Here is a 14,035-nt window from a genome sequence, read left to right as displayed (position 1 = left end):
AGCTTTACTTCATTGCGCGAAAAGGCGTTTTCGCGCATGGCCAGCCCCACAATTCATCAATCGGACGACATGATATGGCCGCGAACTGGGCCCCCGACAGCTGGACGCGTCATGAGGCACGACAGCTCCCTACCTATCCCGATGCCGCCGCGCTGACCGCGGCGACCGATACGCTCGCCACGTACCCGCCGCTCGTCTTCGCCGGCGAAGCGCGCAACCTGACCGCGTCGCTCGCAGAGGTCGCGGCCGGCAAGGCGTTCCTGCTCCAGGGCGGCGACTGCGCCGAGAGCTTTGCCGAGCATAGCGCGAACAACATCCGCGATACGTTCCGCGTCATCCTCCAGATGGCGGTCGTGCTGACGTTCGCGTCGAAGCTCCCGGTCGTGAAGCTCGGCCGCATGGCGGGGCAGTTCGCCAAACCGCGTTCGACCGACACCGAGACGATCGGCGGCGTCGAGCTGCCCTCGTACCGCGGCGACAACGTCAACGACATCGCCTTCACCGCGGAATCGCGCGCGCCCGACCCGCAGCGGATGATCCGCGCCTATTCGCAGTCGGCGGCGACGCTCAATCTGCTCCGCGCGTTCGCGCAGGGCGGCTATGCGAACCTGCACCAGGTCCATCGCTGGACGCACGACTTCATGGGCCGCAGCCCGTGGTCGAAGAAATACGCCGAGACCGCGGACCGGATCGGCGAGGCGCTCGAGTTCATGGCCGCCTGCGGGATCGATCCCGAGACCGTGCCGCAGCTCGCGCAGACGCATTTCTACACCAGCCACGAGGCGCTGCTGCTCCAGTACGAGCAGGCGCTGACCCGGCAGGATTCGCTGACCGGCGACTGGTACGACACCAGCGCGCATTTTCTCTGGATCGGCGATCGCACGCGGTTCGAGGGGTCCAGCCACGTCGAATACCTCCGCGGCATCGGCAACCCGATCGGCATCAAGTGCGGCCCGAGCCTCGAGCCCGACGCGCTGTTGCGGATGCTCGACACGCTCAACCCCGGCCGCATCCCCGGCCGGATGACGCTGATCACCCGCTACGGTTACGACAAGATCGAGGCGAACCTGCCCCGCCTCGTCCGCGCGGTCACCCGCGAAGGCCATCCAGTAGTGTGGAGTTGCGACCCGATGCACGGCAACGTCGTCAAGGCCGCCAACGGTTACAAGACGCGCCCCTTCGACCGCATCCTCGCCGAAGTCCGCGGCTTCTTCGCGGTCCACCGCGCGGAAGGCACGCACGCCGGCGGCATCCACGCCGAGATGACCGGGCAGAACGTGACAGAGTGCACCGGCGGCGCGGTCGACGTGACCGAGCAGTCGCTGGCGGATCGCTACCACACGCACTGCGACCCGCGCCTCAACGCGAGTCAAAGTCTGGAGCTCGCCTTCCTGCTGGCCGAGATGCTCAACGAGGAAATGGCCGAGCGCAAGAAGGTCGCGGCCTGACAAAACGGCGGGCGTCGCAGGAAAAGTCGGCAGGTGTCTTGACGCCTGCCACCACCTTCCGTAGACGCCCGCTTCTGCTAACGGCCCCTTCGTCTAGCGGTTAGGACGACGCCCTCTCACGGCGTAAGCACGAGTTCGATTCTCGTAGGGGTCACCAGCCGCAAATTTGTAGCAGCCGCTACCCGTTATCCCGTTCGCGCGTTATTGCGAACGATGTCCGCCCCCTCGCCTCCCGCAATTCCCGCCGCAACGCTGATCCTGTTCCGCGATGCGCCGGTCGGGCCACCCCAGATCCTGATGGTCGAGCGTGCCAAGGCGATGGCGTTCGCAGGCGGCGCGCTCGTGTTTCCGGGCGGTCGGGTCGATCCCGGCGATCATGCGCTGGCGGCAATGCTCGAGCGTCCCGACGACGACACCGCCGCGCGGATCGCCGCGATTCGCGAGACGATCGAGGAGGTCGGACTGGCGATCGGGATAGCGCCTGCGATTTCCGAACGACTGATCACAACGCTCAGGGCTGGGCTGCACGCCGGGATGCCGTTCGCGCAGCTATTGGCGGAAGCCGACCTGCGGATCGACGTCGAAGCGCTCGACTATTTCGCGCGCTGGCTGCCCGCGCATGCCGCCTCGCGCATCTTCGATACGCGGTTCTTTCTCGCTCGCCTGCCTACCGACGCCCCCGCTGCCCGCGTCGATGCGACCGAGAATGTCCGGCTGTTCTGGGCGACCGCCGCCGACGTGCTCGCCGAGGCGGATGCCGGCCGTGCCACCATCATCTTCCCGACCCGCCGCAACCTTGAGCGGTTGGCGCAACACGGCGATTACGACGCGGCCGTCGCCGATGCGCGGGCGTATCCAATCCGCACGGTGACGCCGTGGGCGGCGCTGCGCGGCGGTGTCGAGCATCTCTGCATTCCGGACGATCTCGGCTATCCCGTCACGTCCGAGCCGCTCGACGATGCGGTGCGAGGCTGACCGGGTGCGCGCCCTGAGGCGGACGCTGGGATGGGCCGTCGGCCTCGTGATCATGACCGCGCTGATCCTGCTGCTATGGGCGGCGCTGCGCGGACGACCGCAGGACCTGCCCTGGATCCCGCTCGATCTCGGCGAGCCGATCGGGATGTTCACCGGCCGCAAGCTGACCGCGCTGACCAGCGACTTTCCTCAATGCCGGAGGCTGCTGGATCGCGCTGGCGTGCGCTACACAATCCTGCCGCCGCGACAGGGCGAGGGCCGATGCGGCTATGCCGATGGCCTGCGCCTGGCGAACGACGGCGCTCGGCGGATCGCCTACACGCCGCCTGGGCTCGGCATCGCCTGCCCGGTCGCGGCGGCGCTATCGGTGTGGGAATGGTCGGTCGTCCAGCCCGCCGCGCAAAGGCATTTCGGAACGCGCGTCGCCAGCATCGATCATTTCGGCAGCTATAGTTGCCGCCGGATCTACGGACGTGATGCCGGCACCTGGAGCGAGCATTCCACCGCCGACGCCGTCGATATCGCCGGCTTCCGCTTGACCGACGGAACCCGCATCACCGTCGCGCGCGATTGGCAGGGCGACGCTGCAAAAGCCGCCTTCCTGCGCGAAGTCCGCGACGGCGCGTGCCGGCTGTTCGCGACGACGTTGTCCCCCGACTACAACGCCGCGCATGCCGACCATTTGCACCTCGACCAAGCCGACCGCGGCGCGACCGGATGGCGCGCGTGCCGCTAGATCAGTTCGCCAGCGTCGTGCCCGTATCGACCTTCTCGACCCAATAGGGGAAGAACGCCGGCTGACGGTTCGACCAACCCGACGCAGTCGCCGCGGCTTCGCTGATCGACTGGAGCAATTTGCGCCGCAGTTCAGGATGGAGATGCGGCAATGCCGCGGCGGCGCAAAAGGCCGATGGCAGCCACGGCCGCACTTCCGCACCGATCAACCGTTCGTACAGGAACCGAAGCGACGAGAAGCTCGTCAGACGCCCCTGCCCGAGATCGAACGCTACGAGCGTCATCAGCGGCGCCAGAAACGGTTCGATCGCGTCGAGCCCGCTGTCGTCGGGGACCATCACGCGCAGGTCGGGGAGCGAATTGTACAGCCGCGCCTGCGCGCGGATGCTCGCGGCCTCGACAACGTCGCGCGACCAGCGCTCGGTCGCGTCGTCGCGGTCAAGACCGACATCCAGCGACCGCCGGATGTAGCGCTGCGTCGAACTCGGAAAAGCCGCGAATTCCTTCATCTCGGCGAGGGTCATCGAGCCCTGTGCCGGTTTCATTCTGGAAGCCATGTCGTCACCCCGCTCTCGTCAAGGACCGGTAGACTATGCGCTCGGATGGTTAACAACGACCCTATCGCGCGTCATCTTTCCGTAACGCCAAGCGACCATGAAAGCTGTTGCGCTGCAACAACGCTGCGACGAAGCGATCCAAATCGAGCGATTTGATCGTCGACCGCGGCTTTCAGGTAACAAAAAGGCGCCGGTCGCTGCCGACCGACGCCTGATTGTTCAGCAATGTCGAGAGGTTACGCCTGCTTTTCGCGCAGCGCCCGTTCGGCTTCCTCGTCATAGCCCGACGACTTTGCCGGTTCGCTGCCGGATCCAGGCTGAGTCGCGGAAATCGGATCGCTACCGTCCATCGACTCGTCGAGCCCGTTATCGAGGCGCGCATCGGCGCTGTCGGGATTCTTCTGCAGACGCTTGCCGATCGACTTGTCCTGCCCAGCTTCCTGGCGCGGATCGCGACCCGAGCTCTTCCCCTCGGCGTTCTGATCGTCGGGCGCCACCGAAAGGCTGTCCAGCGCGCTCTTGTCTATGTCGGTCATTGCGAACGTCCCTTTTAAAACTTTGCGATGACCAACGGTCGAAGTCATCTTTGTTTCCCCGCGAAGGCGGGGATCCAGACGGGGCTCCCGCCTTCGCGGGAGAACAAGAGGAGCGGGTAACGCTAATCAATCCAGCGGCGTCACCTTCACCGTCTGCTCCCACAGATACGCCTGCCCAAACACCGTCATGAACGCGATATCCGTCGCATCACGCCCGACGCAGACCCGCGCGATATCGCTGCACGTCGCCATCTTCGTTGCGTCGATGAGCCGCCAGTCGCCAGCAAGCCACAGCTCCGCCACCGCATGGAAGTCGGGCGGATCGACACCGGGCGCATAGGCCGAGACGCAGCGCGCCGGAATCCCGCCGGCACGCGCCAGCGACACGAGCAGATGCGAGTAATCGCGACACACTCCCGAGCGCGACGCGAAGGTGTCGAGCGCGGTCGTCTCGCCGCTGCTCGAGCCGCAACGATAGTCGAGCGACTGGTACACCCATTCGGTCAGCGCCGCGGCCAGCGGGCCGCCTTCGAGGCCGCCGAACTCGCGTGCGACGAAGCCTTCGAACCGGTCGGAGGGGCAATAGCGGCTCGGCATCAGATACGGCGTCAGTTCGCCATTGAGCATCCGCGGCGGTGTCGCCGGATACAGCTCAAGCTGGACGCGCTCGCGGCTAACCGCGACGATCGCCTTGTACTCCGCAGTGAAGCGGCCGTGCCCGCGCGACCAGCAGCGCTGGCCGATGCCGTCCTCGCCGCGCACCGCACGGATCGCACTGTCGGACCAGAGGGTCAGCGATTCGGACTCGATTTTCTGGTCGGCCATCGCCGCGGCTTCGATCTGGAGGAGCACGTCGGCGTCTCCGGTGATCCCGTAATCCAGACGCACGTCGATCGAGAGCCGCATTGCGCGTCCCATTCCTGTCTCAAGGCCAAAAGAAAAGGGCCCGGCGGTGTCCCGCCGAGCCCTGCGTTCGTCACACCCTTAGCGGGCGTTAGTTACGGCTGCTACCAAACAGACGCAGCACGAACATGAACATGTTGATGAAGTCGAGATACAGGCTGAGCGCCGCCATGATCACGACCTTGCCGACCATGTCGGTGCCAGCGACCTGCGCGTACAGGCTCTTGGTGCGCTGCGTATCGTAGGCGGTGAGGCCCGCGAACAGCAGCACGCCGACCGCGCTGATCACCAGCTGCATCACGCTCGACTGCAGGAAGATGTTGATCAGGCTCGCGACCAACAGGCCGACTACGCCGATGATCAGGAACGTCCCGAACGCCGACAGGTCACGCTTGGTGGTGTAGCCATAAAAGCTCAGGCCGGCAAAACCGGCGGCGGTAGCGAAGAACGCACCGGCGATCGACGTGCCGCTGTAGACCAGGAAGATGGTCGACATCGACAGGCCCATCAGGACGGCAAAGCCCCAGAAAAGCATCTGCATCGTGCCAGTGCTCATCCGGTTCTGCCCGTAGCTCATGCCGAACACGATCGCGAGCGGCGAGAACATGATGACGTACTTCAGGATGCCGCCGCTCATGAACACCTGTGCGGCAGGCGACTCGACGCCGCCCATCGCGAACAGCATCGCGACGACGCCGGTCAGCAGGACGGCCGAGCCCATGTAATTGTAGACGGACAGCATGTACGACCGGAGGCCAGCATCATAGGCCTCGGTACGCTGGCCCGTAGCCGCCGTTCCGAACGGCGCGGCGCGGGGCCGGGGGTCAGACCAGTTAGCCATGGTGAAATCAGCTCCTTTGTCCGGCATAATGCCGGTTACGGTGAATATCGTCTTTTACAGGACGCTTTTCAAGCAGAGTGGTTGCATCGGTGCGCGGGTTGGCGGCTATCATCCCGCAACATATGATCCGTCTATTCGTCGCCCTCCGCCCACCGCCCGTTATCCGCCGGGACTTGCTCGACATCATGGAGGGCGTTCCTGCCGCCCGCTGGCAGGACGACGAGCAACTCCATGTGACGCTGAGGTTCATCGGCGAGGTCGAGCGGCCGGTCGCGGAGGATGTCGCGGTCGCGCTCAGCCAGGTCGTGGCACCGGTGCCGAGCATCTCGCTTGCCGGGGTAGGCCGGTTCGAGAAGCGCGGGCGGACCGACACCTTGTGGGCGGGCGTGACGCCGCACGACGCGCTCGCCGCGCTGCATCGGAAGGTCGACCAGGCTTGCGTCCGCGCCGGGCTCGAACCCGAACGCCGCGCCTATCTGCCGCACATCACCGTCGCGCGATTGCCGCGGTCGGCGGGCACGGGCTTTGCGATCGAGGAATGGCTGGCGGTCCATGCCGGACTCGCCAGCGCCCCCTTCCCGTTGCGCCATCTCGTCCTGTACCAGAGCCATCTCGGACGCGATCGCGCGACCTACGAACCGGTCGCGCGGTGGAGTCTCGGCAACGGGGGCGGAACCTGAGCCACGGCGGAGGGTTCGCAGCGTATCAACAGGGAGAGACGACATGCGGATTGCGACACTGGCGCTACTCGGCGCAGCCACGATGGGCCTGAGCGCCTGCGACAAGACCGGCATGGATACCGGTACACCGATGGCGGGCGGCCAGCGCGCCACCGCGATGCTCCAGAACGCCAACGGGGTAGACGTTGGCCGCGCGACCGCGACCGAAGTCGCCGGCGGCCTCCGCTTCACGCTCGATGCGAAAGCGATGCCGCCCGGCACGCACGGCGCACACATCCACGCGGTCGGCCGCTGCGACGCGCCCGACTTCACGACCGCGGGCGGTCACTGGAACCCTACCAACATGAAGCACGGCAGCATGAACCCGCAAGGTCCGCATGAAGGCGACCTGCCCAACCTGATCATCGGCGCCGACGGTCGCGGCACGATCGGCATCACGATCCCCGGCGCGACGATGGCAGGCCTGATGGATACGGACGGCTCGGCCTTCGTGGTGCATGCAGGTCCCGACGACCTGATGACCGATCCGTCCGGCAACAGCGGCGGCCGCATCGCCTGCGGCGTGTTCCAGGCGGGGTAAGGCCCCAACCACCGTTCGTGCTGAGTAGAGACCGAGTAGCTTCGAAGAAGCGTATCGAGGGCTCGTATCGAAGCACCGGTCCCGTGCGCCAGCCTGTCCTGCGATACGCCGTCTCGATACGCTGCTGTCGCAGCTACTCGACGGCTACTCAGGACGAACGGGAAGTGAGTGCGGGTCACGCGGACCTTCGAACCGCGCGATCCTCCCCCACCAGGGGGAGGTGTCTGGCCCTTGCCAGACGGAGGGGGAGGAACGAGCAACGCCTGCTTGGGGTCCTCCCCCTCCGTCACCTTCTGCGCCCCCCTGCCGGGGGAGGATAGCAAAGCTCAGACCCCCTCCCCAGCCGCCCGCGCCCGCTCCTCCCGCGTAGCCTCGGCCCCCGGCGCCAAACGGTACGCCGCCACCGCACACGCCAGCGTAATCGGCGTCACCACTAGCAACGACAGCATGCCGATCGACAGGCTCCCGGTCAGCGTCGACACCCGCCCCGCCATATACGGCCCGAGCGCCAGCCCGATCAGCGTCGTGCCGATGAAGAACGTCGCCGTCGCCGTCCCCCGCATCCGTGGCAACACCATGTCCTGCGTGGTCGCCGCCGCCGCGCCCAGCGCGCACGACGCGGTCAACTGCGCGAGAAAGATTCCCACATAGAACGCGGTCGGCGACGACGCGGTGAAGGCGAGCACCAGGAACGGCACCGGCACCACCGCGCCGAAGATCACCACCCACAGCCGCCCCGCCGGATTCTTCTGCCGCAACCGATCCGACACCACCCCGCCTATCGTCAGCCCCAGGAACCCTGCGGTCGCGCCGAGGCTGCCGATCATGAACCCCGCCGACGCCGGCGTCGCGCCAAGCTCACGCAACGCATACGGCGCCGCCCAGAAGCTCGCCGCGTAGCTAAGGAATGCGTTCAGCCCGTACGCGACCACCGTGCACAGGAACGCCGGCGTCCCGACGATCAGCGCGAAGGTCGGCGGATCGCGCCGCTTCAACGCCGACGCCCACGAGAACACCGCGTAGACACCGATCCCGATCGCCACCCATTGCGGCCACGGCTCGCCGATCGCGATCAGCCCCGACACCGCCGCGACCACCACCGCCAGCGCGAGCAGATTATAGCCAAGCGCCTTCGCACCGCCCATCGCCGCACCGATCAACGTCAGCGGCGGCACGATCGTCACCAGTTCGGCACCGAATGCGCGGAACGGGGCGGGATGCTTCTCCGGCTCGGGCAAGCCCTCGACCAGTCCGCGGATCGGCTCCTTCAGCGTCGCGATCCACACCGCCAACAACAGCCCCGGCACGCCGACCGCCATGAACGCCGCCTGCCAGCCGACCAGCCCAAGCGGTCCGCCGCCGGGATACGCCTTGTTCCAGCCCTGCACGATCATTCCGCCGATGAACAACGAGCAGCCGCCGCCGACATACAGCCCGGCGGAATAGATCGACAAAGCGGTCGCGCGCAGCCGCTTGGGGAAATAATCGGAGATGATCGAATAGGCCGACGGGCTCGCCGTCGCCTCGCCGATGCCGACGCCGATCCGCGCCGCGGCGAGATGCCCGCCGGTCTTCGAGAAACCCGACAGCGCGGTCATCACCGACCACAGCGACAACCCGATCGTCATCAGCCTGACGCGATGCCAATTATCCGCCAGCCGCCCCAGCGGGATCCCGAACAGCGAATAGAACACGCCGAACGCGGTGCCGTACAGGAAGCCCAGATCCTGGTCCTTCAGCCCCAGGTCGCGCTTGATGTCTTCCGCCAGGATCGAGATGATCTGCCGGTCGACGAAGTTCAGCACGTAGACGAGGAACAGGATCGACAGCACGTACCAGGCGTAGCGCGAGGCACCCTGCTCGGAGGGCGGAACGACGGGATGTCCCGCTCGGTCGGCACGCCCGTCCAGGGCAAGCTCGTCTATGGTCGCCGCCATGATCCCTCCTCGATGTTTTCGAAGCTTGGGTATCAGAGCTGTAGAGAGAGAAAAAGCGGTTTCAGTTCGATCCGGTACGTGCGCGATTAATGGGCGCCGAGCCGACGCCGACGCCGGGCGCCCTGCTCCAGCCGTCGCAACAAGGTCTCGATCGTTTGCGGTTGCGCCGACTCCGCCGGCGGTTCAATCGCTTCTGTAGTATCCGACGCCTCAGGAGGAACCATCGTCGGCGCGACAACCGCCGGCTCCGGCATTGGCGGCTCGACATACGGGTGACCCCTCGCTGCCGGAGCGTCGGACGGAACACGCGTCTCGCCGCCGGCAACGATCTCCGAGATCGACGACTTACTCGGCGTCATGCCCTCCGTGGCGTTCAGCGCAACGTGGATCAGCGACGATACCGGGCGCGCGGGGGCCATCGGCGAGGGCAGAATCGCCTTCGGGTCGAACGCCGCCAGCGGCAGATCGAGATCGACCGGAATGGGACGCTCGTCGCGCGCGGCACCGACGCCGACCTCCATCATCGGCGTCCCCAGATCGGCGGCCGACATCGGCTTGCGCGGCGGCGCGTCGGGATGCGCGTCAGCGCGGCGGACCACCGGCAAATCGTCGTCGCGGCGCGGCCGCCGTACCAGCAGCCCGCCAGGCCCTACCAACAGGAACAGCGACGACCAGAGCAGCGCCGCGGTCAGCGCACCGCCGCCCAATGCCAGCAACAGGCGCGCCGTCGTGCCGAGCGGCGGCGCTGCCGCCGGGACGAGCGCCGCGACCCCCGTGGTCCAGACCAGGCTTTCGAGCACAGCCGTCGGCACCAGCAGGACGCTGCCCGCGACAATCACCGCGCCGACGCCCGCGCCATAGACGGGGAGCGAGCGGATCAGGCTTTGACGGAGGAACGCGACCATGAATTTTCCCGTGCTGCGGCGGAAACGAGCCGCTGATAGACCGGAGCATAGCGTAGAATGTTTGACGACCAGTTACGCTCCGCCTGGACGAACGCCCGGCCCTGCGCGCGCCGCGCCTCCCAACCGCTGCGATCGTCGAACATCGCCGCCAGTGCAGACGCGATCGCGGCCGGATCGTCGGGCGCGAACAGCGTGCCGGTATCGCTCGCCTTGCCCTCGGCGCGGATCAGTTCGCGGTGGCCGCCGACATCCGATGCCGCGACCAGCCGCCCCTGCGCCATCGCCTCGAGCGGCTTCAGCGGCGTGACCAGATCGGTCAGCCGCATCCGCTTGCGCGGATAGGCGAGAATATCGACCAGCCCGTAATAGCGCTCGACCGCGTCATGCGGGACCCGACCGATGAACCGGATCGCGTCCGCCACCGGCGAGGCCGCCGCCTGCGCGCGCAACGCCGCCTCCATCGGCCCGCCACCGACCATCAGCAGCCGTGCCTTTGGACGGCGGGCGACCAGTATCGGCATCGCCGCGATCAGATCGTCGAGCCCCTCGTAGTCGTAGAAGCTGCCGATGAACCCAACCACGTCCGCACCGTCGAGCCCCAGCTCCGCGCCGAGCGCGTCGTCGCGCGGTGGCGCGGTCCCGAACAGGTCGAGGTCGACGCCATTGGGCGAGACGATGATCTTGTCGGCCGCAATCCCGCGCGCGATCAGGTCGCCGCGCAGCCCCTCGCAGATCACCGCGACCGCATCCGCACGCCGCACCGCCCAGGTCTCGAGCGCCCGCGTCGCCCGGTAGCGCAGCGAGGTCGCCGTGCCGGTCCCGTTGCCGACCGCCGCATCCTCCCAGAACGCGCGGATCTCGTAGACGAGCGGCAGCTTGCGTTTGCGCGCCACGATCAGTGCGGCGAGCGCATCGATCACCGGCGAATGCGCGTGCAGGATATCCGGCTTGAACGCATCGACCGCCGCCTCGATTCGCCGCGAAAACGCGGCGATCCCCGCGACCTCGCCGATCGGGCCGGACGTCAGCCCCGCCGTAGTCCGATGAAACGTCAGCCCGTCGACCGACTCGACCGAAGCCGGCGCGGTTCCGTGCCGCGGGCCGGTCACCGCCGCCACCGTCCAGCCGAGCCCTTCCTGCGCCTTGAGGATCGCCCGCGTGCGAAACGTGTAGCCGCTTTGCAGCGGCAGGCCGTGATCGAGGATATGAAGAATGCGCATCGTGCTATCCGCTTGCCACCACATCGCTTAACGGCGCGTCAACCGACCCGACGTAAGGCTCTCGGTCCTAGCATTGTTGCCGGAAGGAGGCCGCATCATGATCGACAACCTCGCGCTCGGCCTCAGCCACGGCCTGATGATGCTCGCCGCGTTCCTGTTGCTCAAGCGCCCCGACCTCGATCGCGAGCCGAGCCCGCACGATACGCCCGACAAACCCGACACGAAAACCCGCCCCGGTGCGTGATCTCGCATTCATCGCGTTCCTGCTCGCGTTCTTCGGGATGGGCTTCCGGCGGCCGTTCCTGCTGGTACTCGTCTACGTCTATATCGATATCGTCTCGCCGCAGCGCCTCACCTACCTGCTGCTCAACACCATCCCGATCTCGTTGATCGCAGTCGCACTCGCGGTCGGCGGCTGGATCCTCGCCGACGACAAGCGCGATACGCGGGTCGGCGCGCGGTCGGTCCTGATCGTCGTGCTGATGCTCTATTGCTGGGCCACCACGCTCGCCGCCGACTTCCCGGTCGAGGCACTCGAAAAATGGGACTGGGTGTGGAAGGCGCTGATCTTCGCTGCGTTCCTGCCGCTGACGCTGCGGACGCGGTTGCGGATCGAGGCGCTGCTGGTGTTCATGGTGCTGTCCGCCTCGTCGATCATCATCGTCGGCGGGATTAAGACGATCGCCAGCGGCGGTGGCGGCTATGGCCAGTTGAACCTGATGGTCGACAATAATTCCGGCCTGTACGAAGGCAGCACGATCAGCACCGTCGCGATCGCGATCATCCCGGTGATATTCTGGTTCATGGGGTATGGCACGATCTTCAAGCGCGACTGGCGGCTGAAGGGCTTCTGCCTTGCACTCGTCTTCGCGTGCCTGCTGATCCCGGTCGGCACGTCGACCCGCACCGGGCTGTTGTGCATCGGCCTGCTCGCGCTGCTGTCGTTGCGCGCGGTCAAGCGCAAGGGTCTGTATCTGGCGGCGATCGCCGCGCTCGGGGTGGCCGCCGTGCCGTTCCTCCCATCGACCTTCACCAACCGGATGAACACCATCAAGACCTATCAAGCGGACGAGTCCGCCTCGACCCGGCTGGCGGTTTGGAAGTGGACGATCGGCTACGCGAAGGAACATCCGTTCGGCGGCGGGTTCAACGCCTTCCTCGGCAACCACATCCGCTACGACCTGAAGACCGCCGACGGCGGCGCGATCACCGGCGGATCGAAGGTCGAGGTCGACAAGGCGCGCGCCTATCACAGCGCCTATTTCGAGATGCTCGGCGAACAGGGCTATCCCGGGCTGGCGCTCTGGCTGGCGATCAACCTGATCGGCATCGTCCGGATGGAGGTACTGCGCCGCCGCTACCGCGATCCCGAGGGCGAACTCGCCTGGGCGGGACCGCTCGCCGCTGCGTTGCAGAGCGCGCACATCGTCTACTTGCTCGGTGCCGCGTTCATCGCGATCGCGTTCCAGCCGTTTATCTACATGCTGATCGGCGCGCAGATCGGCCTCGACACGTATCTGGGCCGCAAGCGGAGCGAACAGACGTTCAGGCCGATGCGCGGCACGTCGCAAACGCGACCGGCGACCGCGTGAGAGCCGAACTTCGGGCGCTGACCGGCGCGCGCGGTATCGCCGCCTGGTTCGTCGTCCTCTACCATATCCGCCTGTCGATCGCCGGCCTGCCACCAGCCGTGCTTGGAGTCCTCGCCAAGGGCTATCTCGCGGTCGATTTCTTCTTCCTGCTGTCCGGCTTCGTGATCTGGCTGACCTGGCACGAGCGCCTGCGCGCGCAGGGCGTCGCGGGGATCGCCCCGTTCCTGCGCAAGCGGATCGCGCGGATCTGGCCGCTGCACATCGTCGTGCTGACGGGCGCGGTGGCGCTCGCGCTGGTCTTCGTCGCGACCGGCCGCGGCGATCCGGTCCACTACCCCTTCGCGCAACTCCCTTTGCATCTCCTACTTGTGCAGAACTGGGGGTTCACAAACCGCCTCACCTGGAACGATCCGAGCTGGTCGATCAGCGCCGAACTCGGGGCGTATCTGGTGTTTCCGCTGCTGATCGCCATCGTCGACTGGCGGCGGCTGGCCAGCCCGATCCTGCTGGTCGCCGCCGCGGCGTTCCTCGTGCTGCTCCACCTGACGATGGGTGCGCCAACGCTCGGCACCGATATCCCGCGCTACGGGTTGCTGCGATGTCTGACCGAATTCATGACCGGTACGATCGTGAGCGCGCTCTGGCTGCGGTGGCGCGCCACGCATCCAATGCGAACAGCGATCGCTGCGTCGACCGCCGGCGTCGCGCTTTTGGCAGCGTGGGCGGCTGGCACACCCGAAACGCTGGTGGTCCCGGCCGCCTTCGCCTGCCTGCTCCTCGTGCTGGCGCTCACGTCCGCGGCAAAGTGGAACCCGCTCTCGAGCCGGGCGGTCCACTATCTCGGCGAGATCAGCTACGCGACGTATCTCGGCCATTTCATGCTGTGGGTCGTATTCAAGCTGCTGTTCGTCAGCGACGCGGCGGCTGTCCCACCGATGCTGATCGCGCTGTACCTCGGCCTGGTACTGCTAGCCTCGATCGCGCTCTACCACCTGATCGAACGCCCAGCGCAACGCAAACTCAACAGGCTCCCCGCCCGCTTGCGGGAGGGGTCGGGGGAGGGGCGACCGTAACACATCGGCCCCCAACACCCCTCCCCTAACCCCTCCCGCAAGCGGGAAGTGAA

At 66.8% G+C, this 14,035-nt stretch carries 15 protein-coding genes and 1 tRNA gene; 9 read left to right on the top strand and 7 right to left on the bottom strand.

Annotated elements, in window-relative coordinates; all coding sequences use genetic code 11:
* The first annotated feature begins 74 nt into the window (after window positions 1-74).
* The 4 genes from ACLBWL_RS06345 (at window position 75) to ACLBWL_RS06330 (ending at window position 3,159) form a co-directional block, all read left to right on the top strand.
* Window positions 75-1,448: a class II 3-deoxy-7-phosphoheptulonate synthase gene (locus ACLBWL_RS06345; protein WP_447791211.1), complete on the top strand. Its 1,374-nt coding sequence runs from the start codon at window positions 75-77 to the stop codon at window positions 1,446-1,448.
* An 82-nt stretch (window positions 1,449-1,530) separates the two neighbouring features.
* A tRNA-Glu gene (locus ACLBWL_RS06340) sits at window positions 1,531-1,605 on the top strand.
* Window positions 1,606-1,661: 56 nt separating this feature from the next.
* Window positions 1,662-2,423 carry an NUDIX hydrolase gene (locus tag ACLBWL_RS06335; RefSeq protein ID WP_447791209.1) on the top strand — a complete coding sequence of 254 codons (762 nt, stop codon included), beginning with the start codon at window positions 1,662-1,664 and terminating at the stop codon, window positions 2,421-2,423.
* 52 nt (window positions 2,424-2,475) lie between these two features.
* Window positions 2,476-3,159, top strand: coding sequence for an extensin-like domain-containing protein (locus ACLBWL_RS06330; RefSeq protein ID WP_447792026.1), 684 nt, complete (start codon window positions 2,476-2,478; stop codon window positions 3,157-3,159).
* A 1-nt stretch (window position 3,160) separates the two neighbouring features.
* Here ACLBWL_RS06330 and ACLBWL_RS06325 read toward each other — a convergent pair whose 3' ends face one another.
* The 4 genes from ACLBWL_RS06325 to ACLBWL_RS06310 all read right to left on the bottom strand — a co-directional run bounded on the left by ACLBWL_RS06325 (window position 3,161) and on the right by ACLBWL_RS06310 (window position 5,995).
* The gene (locus ACLBWL_RS06325) at window positions 3,161-3,715 is read right to left on the bottom strand and encodes a hypothetical protein (RefSeq protein ID WP_447791207.1); all 555 of its coding nucleotides are present in this window, start codon (window positions 3,713-3,715) and stop codon (window positions 3,161-3,163) included.
* 236 nt (window positions 3,716-3,951) lie between these two features.
* Window positions 3,952-4,251, bottom strand: a complete 300-nt coding sequence (locus ACLBWL_RS06320; protein WP_447791205.1) for a hypothetical protein — start codon at window positions 4,249-4,251, stop codon at window positions 3,952-3,954.
* 126 nt (window positions 4,252-4,377) lie between these two features.
* Window positions 4,378-5,157, bottom strand: a complete 780-nt coding sequence (locus ACLBWL_RS06315; RefSeq protein WP_447791204.1) for a transglutaminase-like domain-containing protein — start codon at window positions 5,155-5,157, stop codon at window positions 4,378-4,380.
* Between the two features lie 88 nt (window positions 5,158-5,245).
* Complete coding sequence (locus tag ACLBWL_RS06310) at window positions 5,246-5,995, bottom strand: Bax inhibitor-1/YccA family protein (RefSeq protein WP_447791202.1); 750 nt, start codon at window positions 5,993-5,995, stop codon at window positions 5,246-5,248.
* Window positions 5,996-6,117: 122 nt separating this feature from the next.
* Here ACLBWL_RS06310 and thpR point away from each other — a divergent pair, with 122 nt between their 5' ends.
* Together thpR and ACLBWL_RS06300 are read left to right on the top strand one after the other, a co-directional pair.
* Complete coding sequence (gene thpR, locus ACLBWL_RS06305; RefSeq protein WP_447791200.1) at window positions 6,118-6,675, top strand: RNA 2',3'-cyclic phosphodiesterase; 558 nt, start codon at window positions 6,118-6,120, stop codon at window positions 6,673-6,675.
* A 43-nt stretch (window positions 6,676-6,718) separates the two neighbouring features.
* Window positions 6,719-7,255, top strand: coding sequence for a superoxide dismutase family protein (locus ACLBWL_RS06300; protein WP_447791198.1), 537 nt, complete (start codon window positions 6,719-6,721; stop codon window positions 7,253-7,255).
* A gap of 326 nt (window positions 7,256-7,581) precedes the next feature.
* Here ACLBWL_RS06300 and ACLBWL_RS06295 read toward each other — a convergent pair whose 3' ends face one another.
* The 3 genes from ACLBWL_RS06295 to ACLBWL_RS06285 form a co-directional block, all read right to left on the bottom strand.
* Complete coding sequence (locus tag ACLBWL_RS06295) at window positions 7,582-9,192, bottom strand: spinster family MFS transporter (protein WP_447791196.1); 1,611 nt, start codon at window positions 9,190-9,192, stop codon at window positions 7,582-7,584.
* 86 nt (window positions 9,193-9,278) lie between these two features.
* A complete protein-coding gene (locus ACLBWL_RS06290) occupies window positions 9,279-10,097 on the bottom strand; it encodes a hypothetical protein (protein ID WP_447791194.1) in 819 nt (272 codons plus the stop codon).
* Window positions 10,070-11,317 (bottom strand): TIGR04063 family PEP-CTERM/XrtA system glycosyltransferase, encoded by a 1,248-nt coding sequence (locus tag ACLBWL_RS06285; RefSeq protein ID WP_447791192.1) that lies wholly within the window; start codon window positions 11,315-11,317, stop codon window positions 10,070-10,072. The genes ACLBWL_RS06290 and ACLBWL_RS06285 overlap by 28 nt, the downstream gene beginning before the upstream one ends.
* Before the next feature lie 97 nt (window positions 11,318-11,414).
* Here ACLBWL_RS06285 and ACLBWL_RS06280 point away from each other — a divergent pair, with 97 nt between their 5' ends.
* Genes ACLBWL_RS06280 through ACLBWL_RS06270 form a run of 3 tightly spaced genes read left to right on the top strand, consistent with a single transcriptional unit; the run spans window position 11,415 to window position 13,982 of the window.
* On the top strand, window positions 11,415-11,561 hold the full coding sequence (locus ACLBWL_RS06280; protein ID WP_183128742.1) for a hypothetical protein: 147 nt from the start codon (window positions 11,415-11,417) through the stop codon (window positions 11,559-11,561).
* Window positions 11,554-12,909 (top strand): putative O-glycosylation ligase, exosortase A system-associated, encoded by a 1,356-nt coding sequence (locus ACLBWL_RS06275; RefSeq protein ID WP_447791190.1) that lies wholly within the window; start codon window positions 11,554-11,556, stop codon window positions 12,907-12,909. The genes ACLBWL_RS06280 and ACLBWL_RS06275 overlap by 8 nt, the downstream gene beginning before the upstream one ends.
* The gene (locus ACLBWL_RS06270) at window positions 12,906-13,982 is read left to right on the top strand and encodes an acyltransferase family protein (RefSeq protein WP_447791188.1); all 1,077 of its coding nucleotides are present in this window, start codon (window positions 12,906-12,908) and stop codon (window positions 13,980-13,982) included. The genes ACLBWL_RS06275 and ACLBWL_RS06270 overlap by 4 nt, the downstream gene beginning before the upstream one ends.
* Window positions 13,983-14,035: the final 53 nt, after the last annotated feature.

The sequence above is a fragment of the Sphingomonas sp. M1A8_2b genome (assembly GCF_053345535.1).
This window is presented reverse-complemented; position numbering and strand designations above follow the sequence as displayed.

Bases quoted from the DNA above. Each gene is read 5' to 3' on its own strand.
- thpR (WP_447791200.1), top strand. From the start codon at position 6,118: ATGATCCGTCTATTCGTCGCCCTCCGCCCACCGCCCGTTATCCGCCGG.
- ACLBWL_RS06285 (WP_447791192.1), bottom strand. From the start codon at position 11,317: ATGCGCATTCTTCATATCCTCGATCACGGCCTGCCGCTGCAAAGCGGC.
- ACLBWL_RS06310 (WP_447791202.1), bottom strand. From the start codon at position 5,995: ATGGCTAACTGGTCTGACCCCCGGCCCCGCGCCGCGCCGTTCGGAACG.
- ACLBWL_RS06300 (WP_447791198.1), top strand. From the start codon at position 6,719: ATGCGGATTGCGACACTGGCGCTACTCGGCGCAGCCACGATGGGCCTG.
- ACLBWL_RS06345 (WP_447791211.1), top strand. From the start codon at position 75: ATGGCCGCGAACTGGGCCCCCGACAGCTGGACGCGTCATGAGGCACGA.
- ACLBWL_RS06295 (WP_447791196.1), bottom strand. From the start codon at position 9,192: ATGGCGGCGACCATAGACGAGCTTGCCCTGGACGGGCGTGCCGACCGA.
- ACLBWL_RS06335 (WP_447791209.1), top strand. From the start codon at position 1,662: ATGTCCGCCCCCTCGCCTCCCGCAATTCCCGCCGCAACGCTGATCCTG.
- ACLBWL_RS06290 (WP_447791194.1), bottom strand. From the start codon at position 10,097: ATGGTCGCGTTCCTCCGTCAAAGCCTGATCCGCTCGCTCCCCGTCTAT.
- ACLBWL_RS06315 (WP_447791204.1), bottom strand. From the start codon at position 5,157: ATGCGGCTCTCGATCGACGTGCGTCTGGATTACGGGATCACCGGAGAC.
- ACLBWL_RS06280 (WP_183128742.1), top strand. From the start codon at position 11,415: ATGATCGACAACCTCGCGCTCGGCCTCAGCCACGGCCTGATGATGCTC.
- ACLBWL_RS06330 (WP_447792026.1), top strand. From the start codon at position 2,476: ATGACCGCGCTGATCCTGCTGCTATGGGCGGCGCTGCGCGGACGACCG.
- ACLBWL_RS06325 (WP_447791207.1), bottom strand. From the start codon at position 3,715: ATGGCTTCCAGAATGAAACCGGCACAGGGCTCGATGACCCTCGCCGAG.
- ACLBWL_RS06320 (WP_447791205.1), bottom strand. From the start codon at position 4,251: ATGACCGACATAGACAAGAGCGCGCTGGACAGCCTTTCGGTGGCGCCC.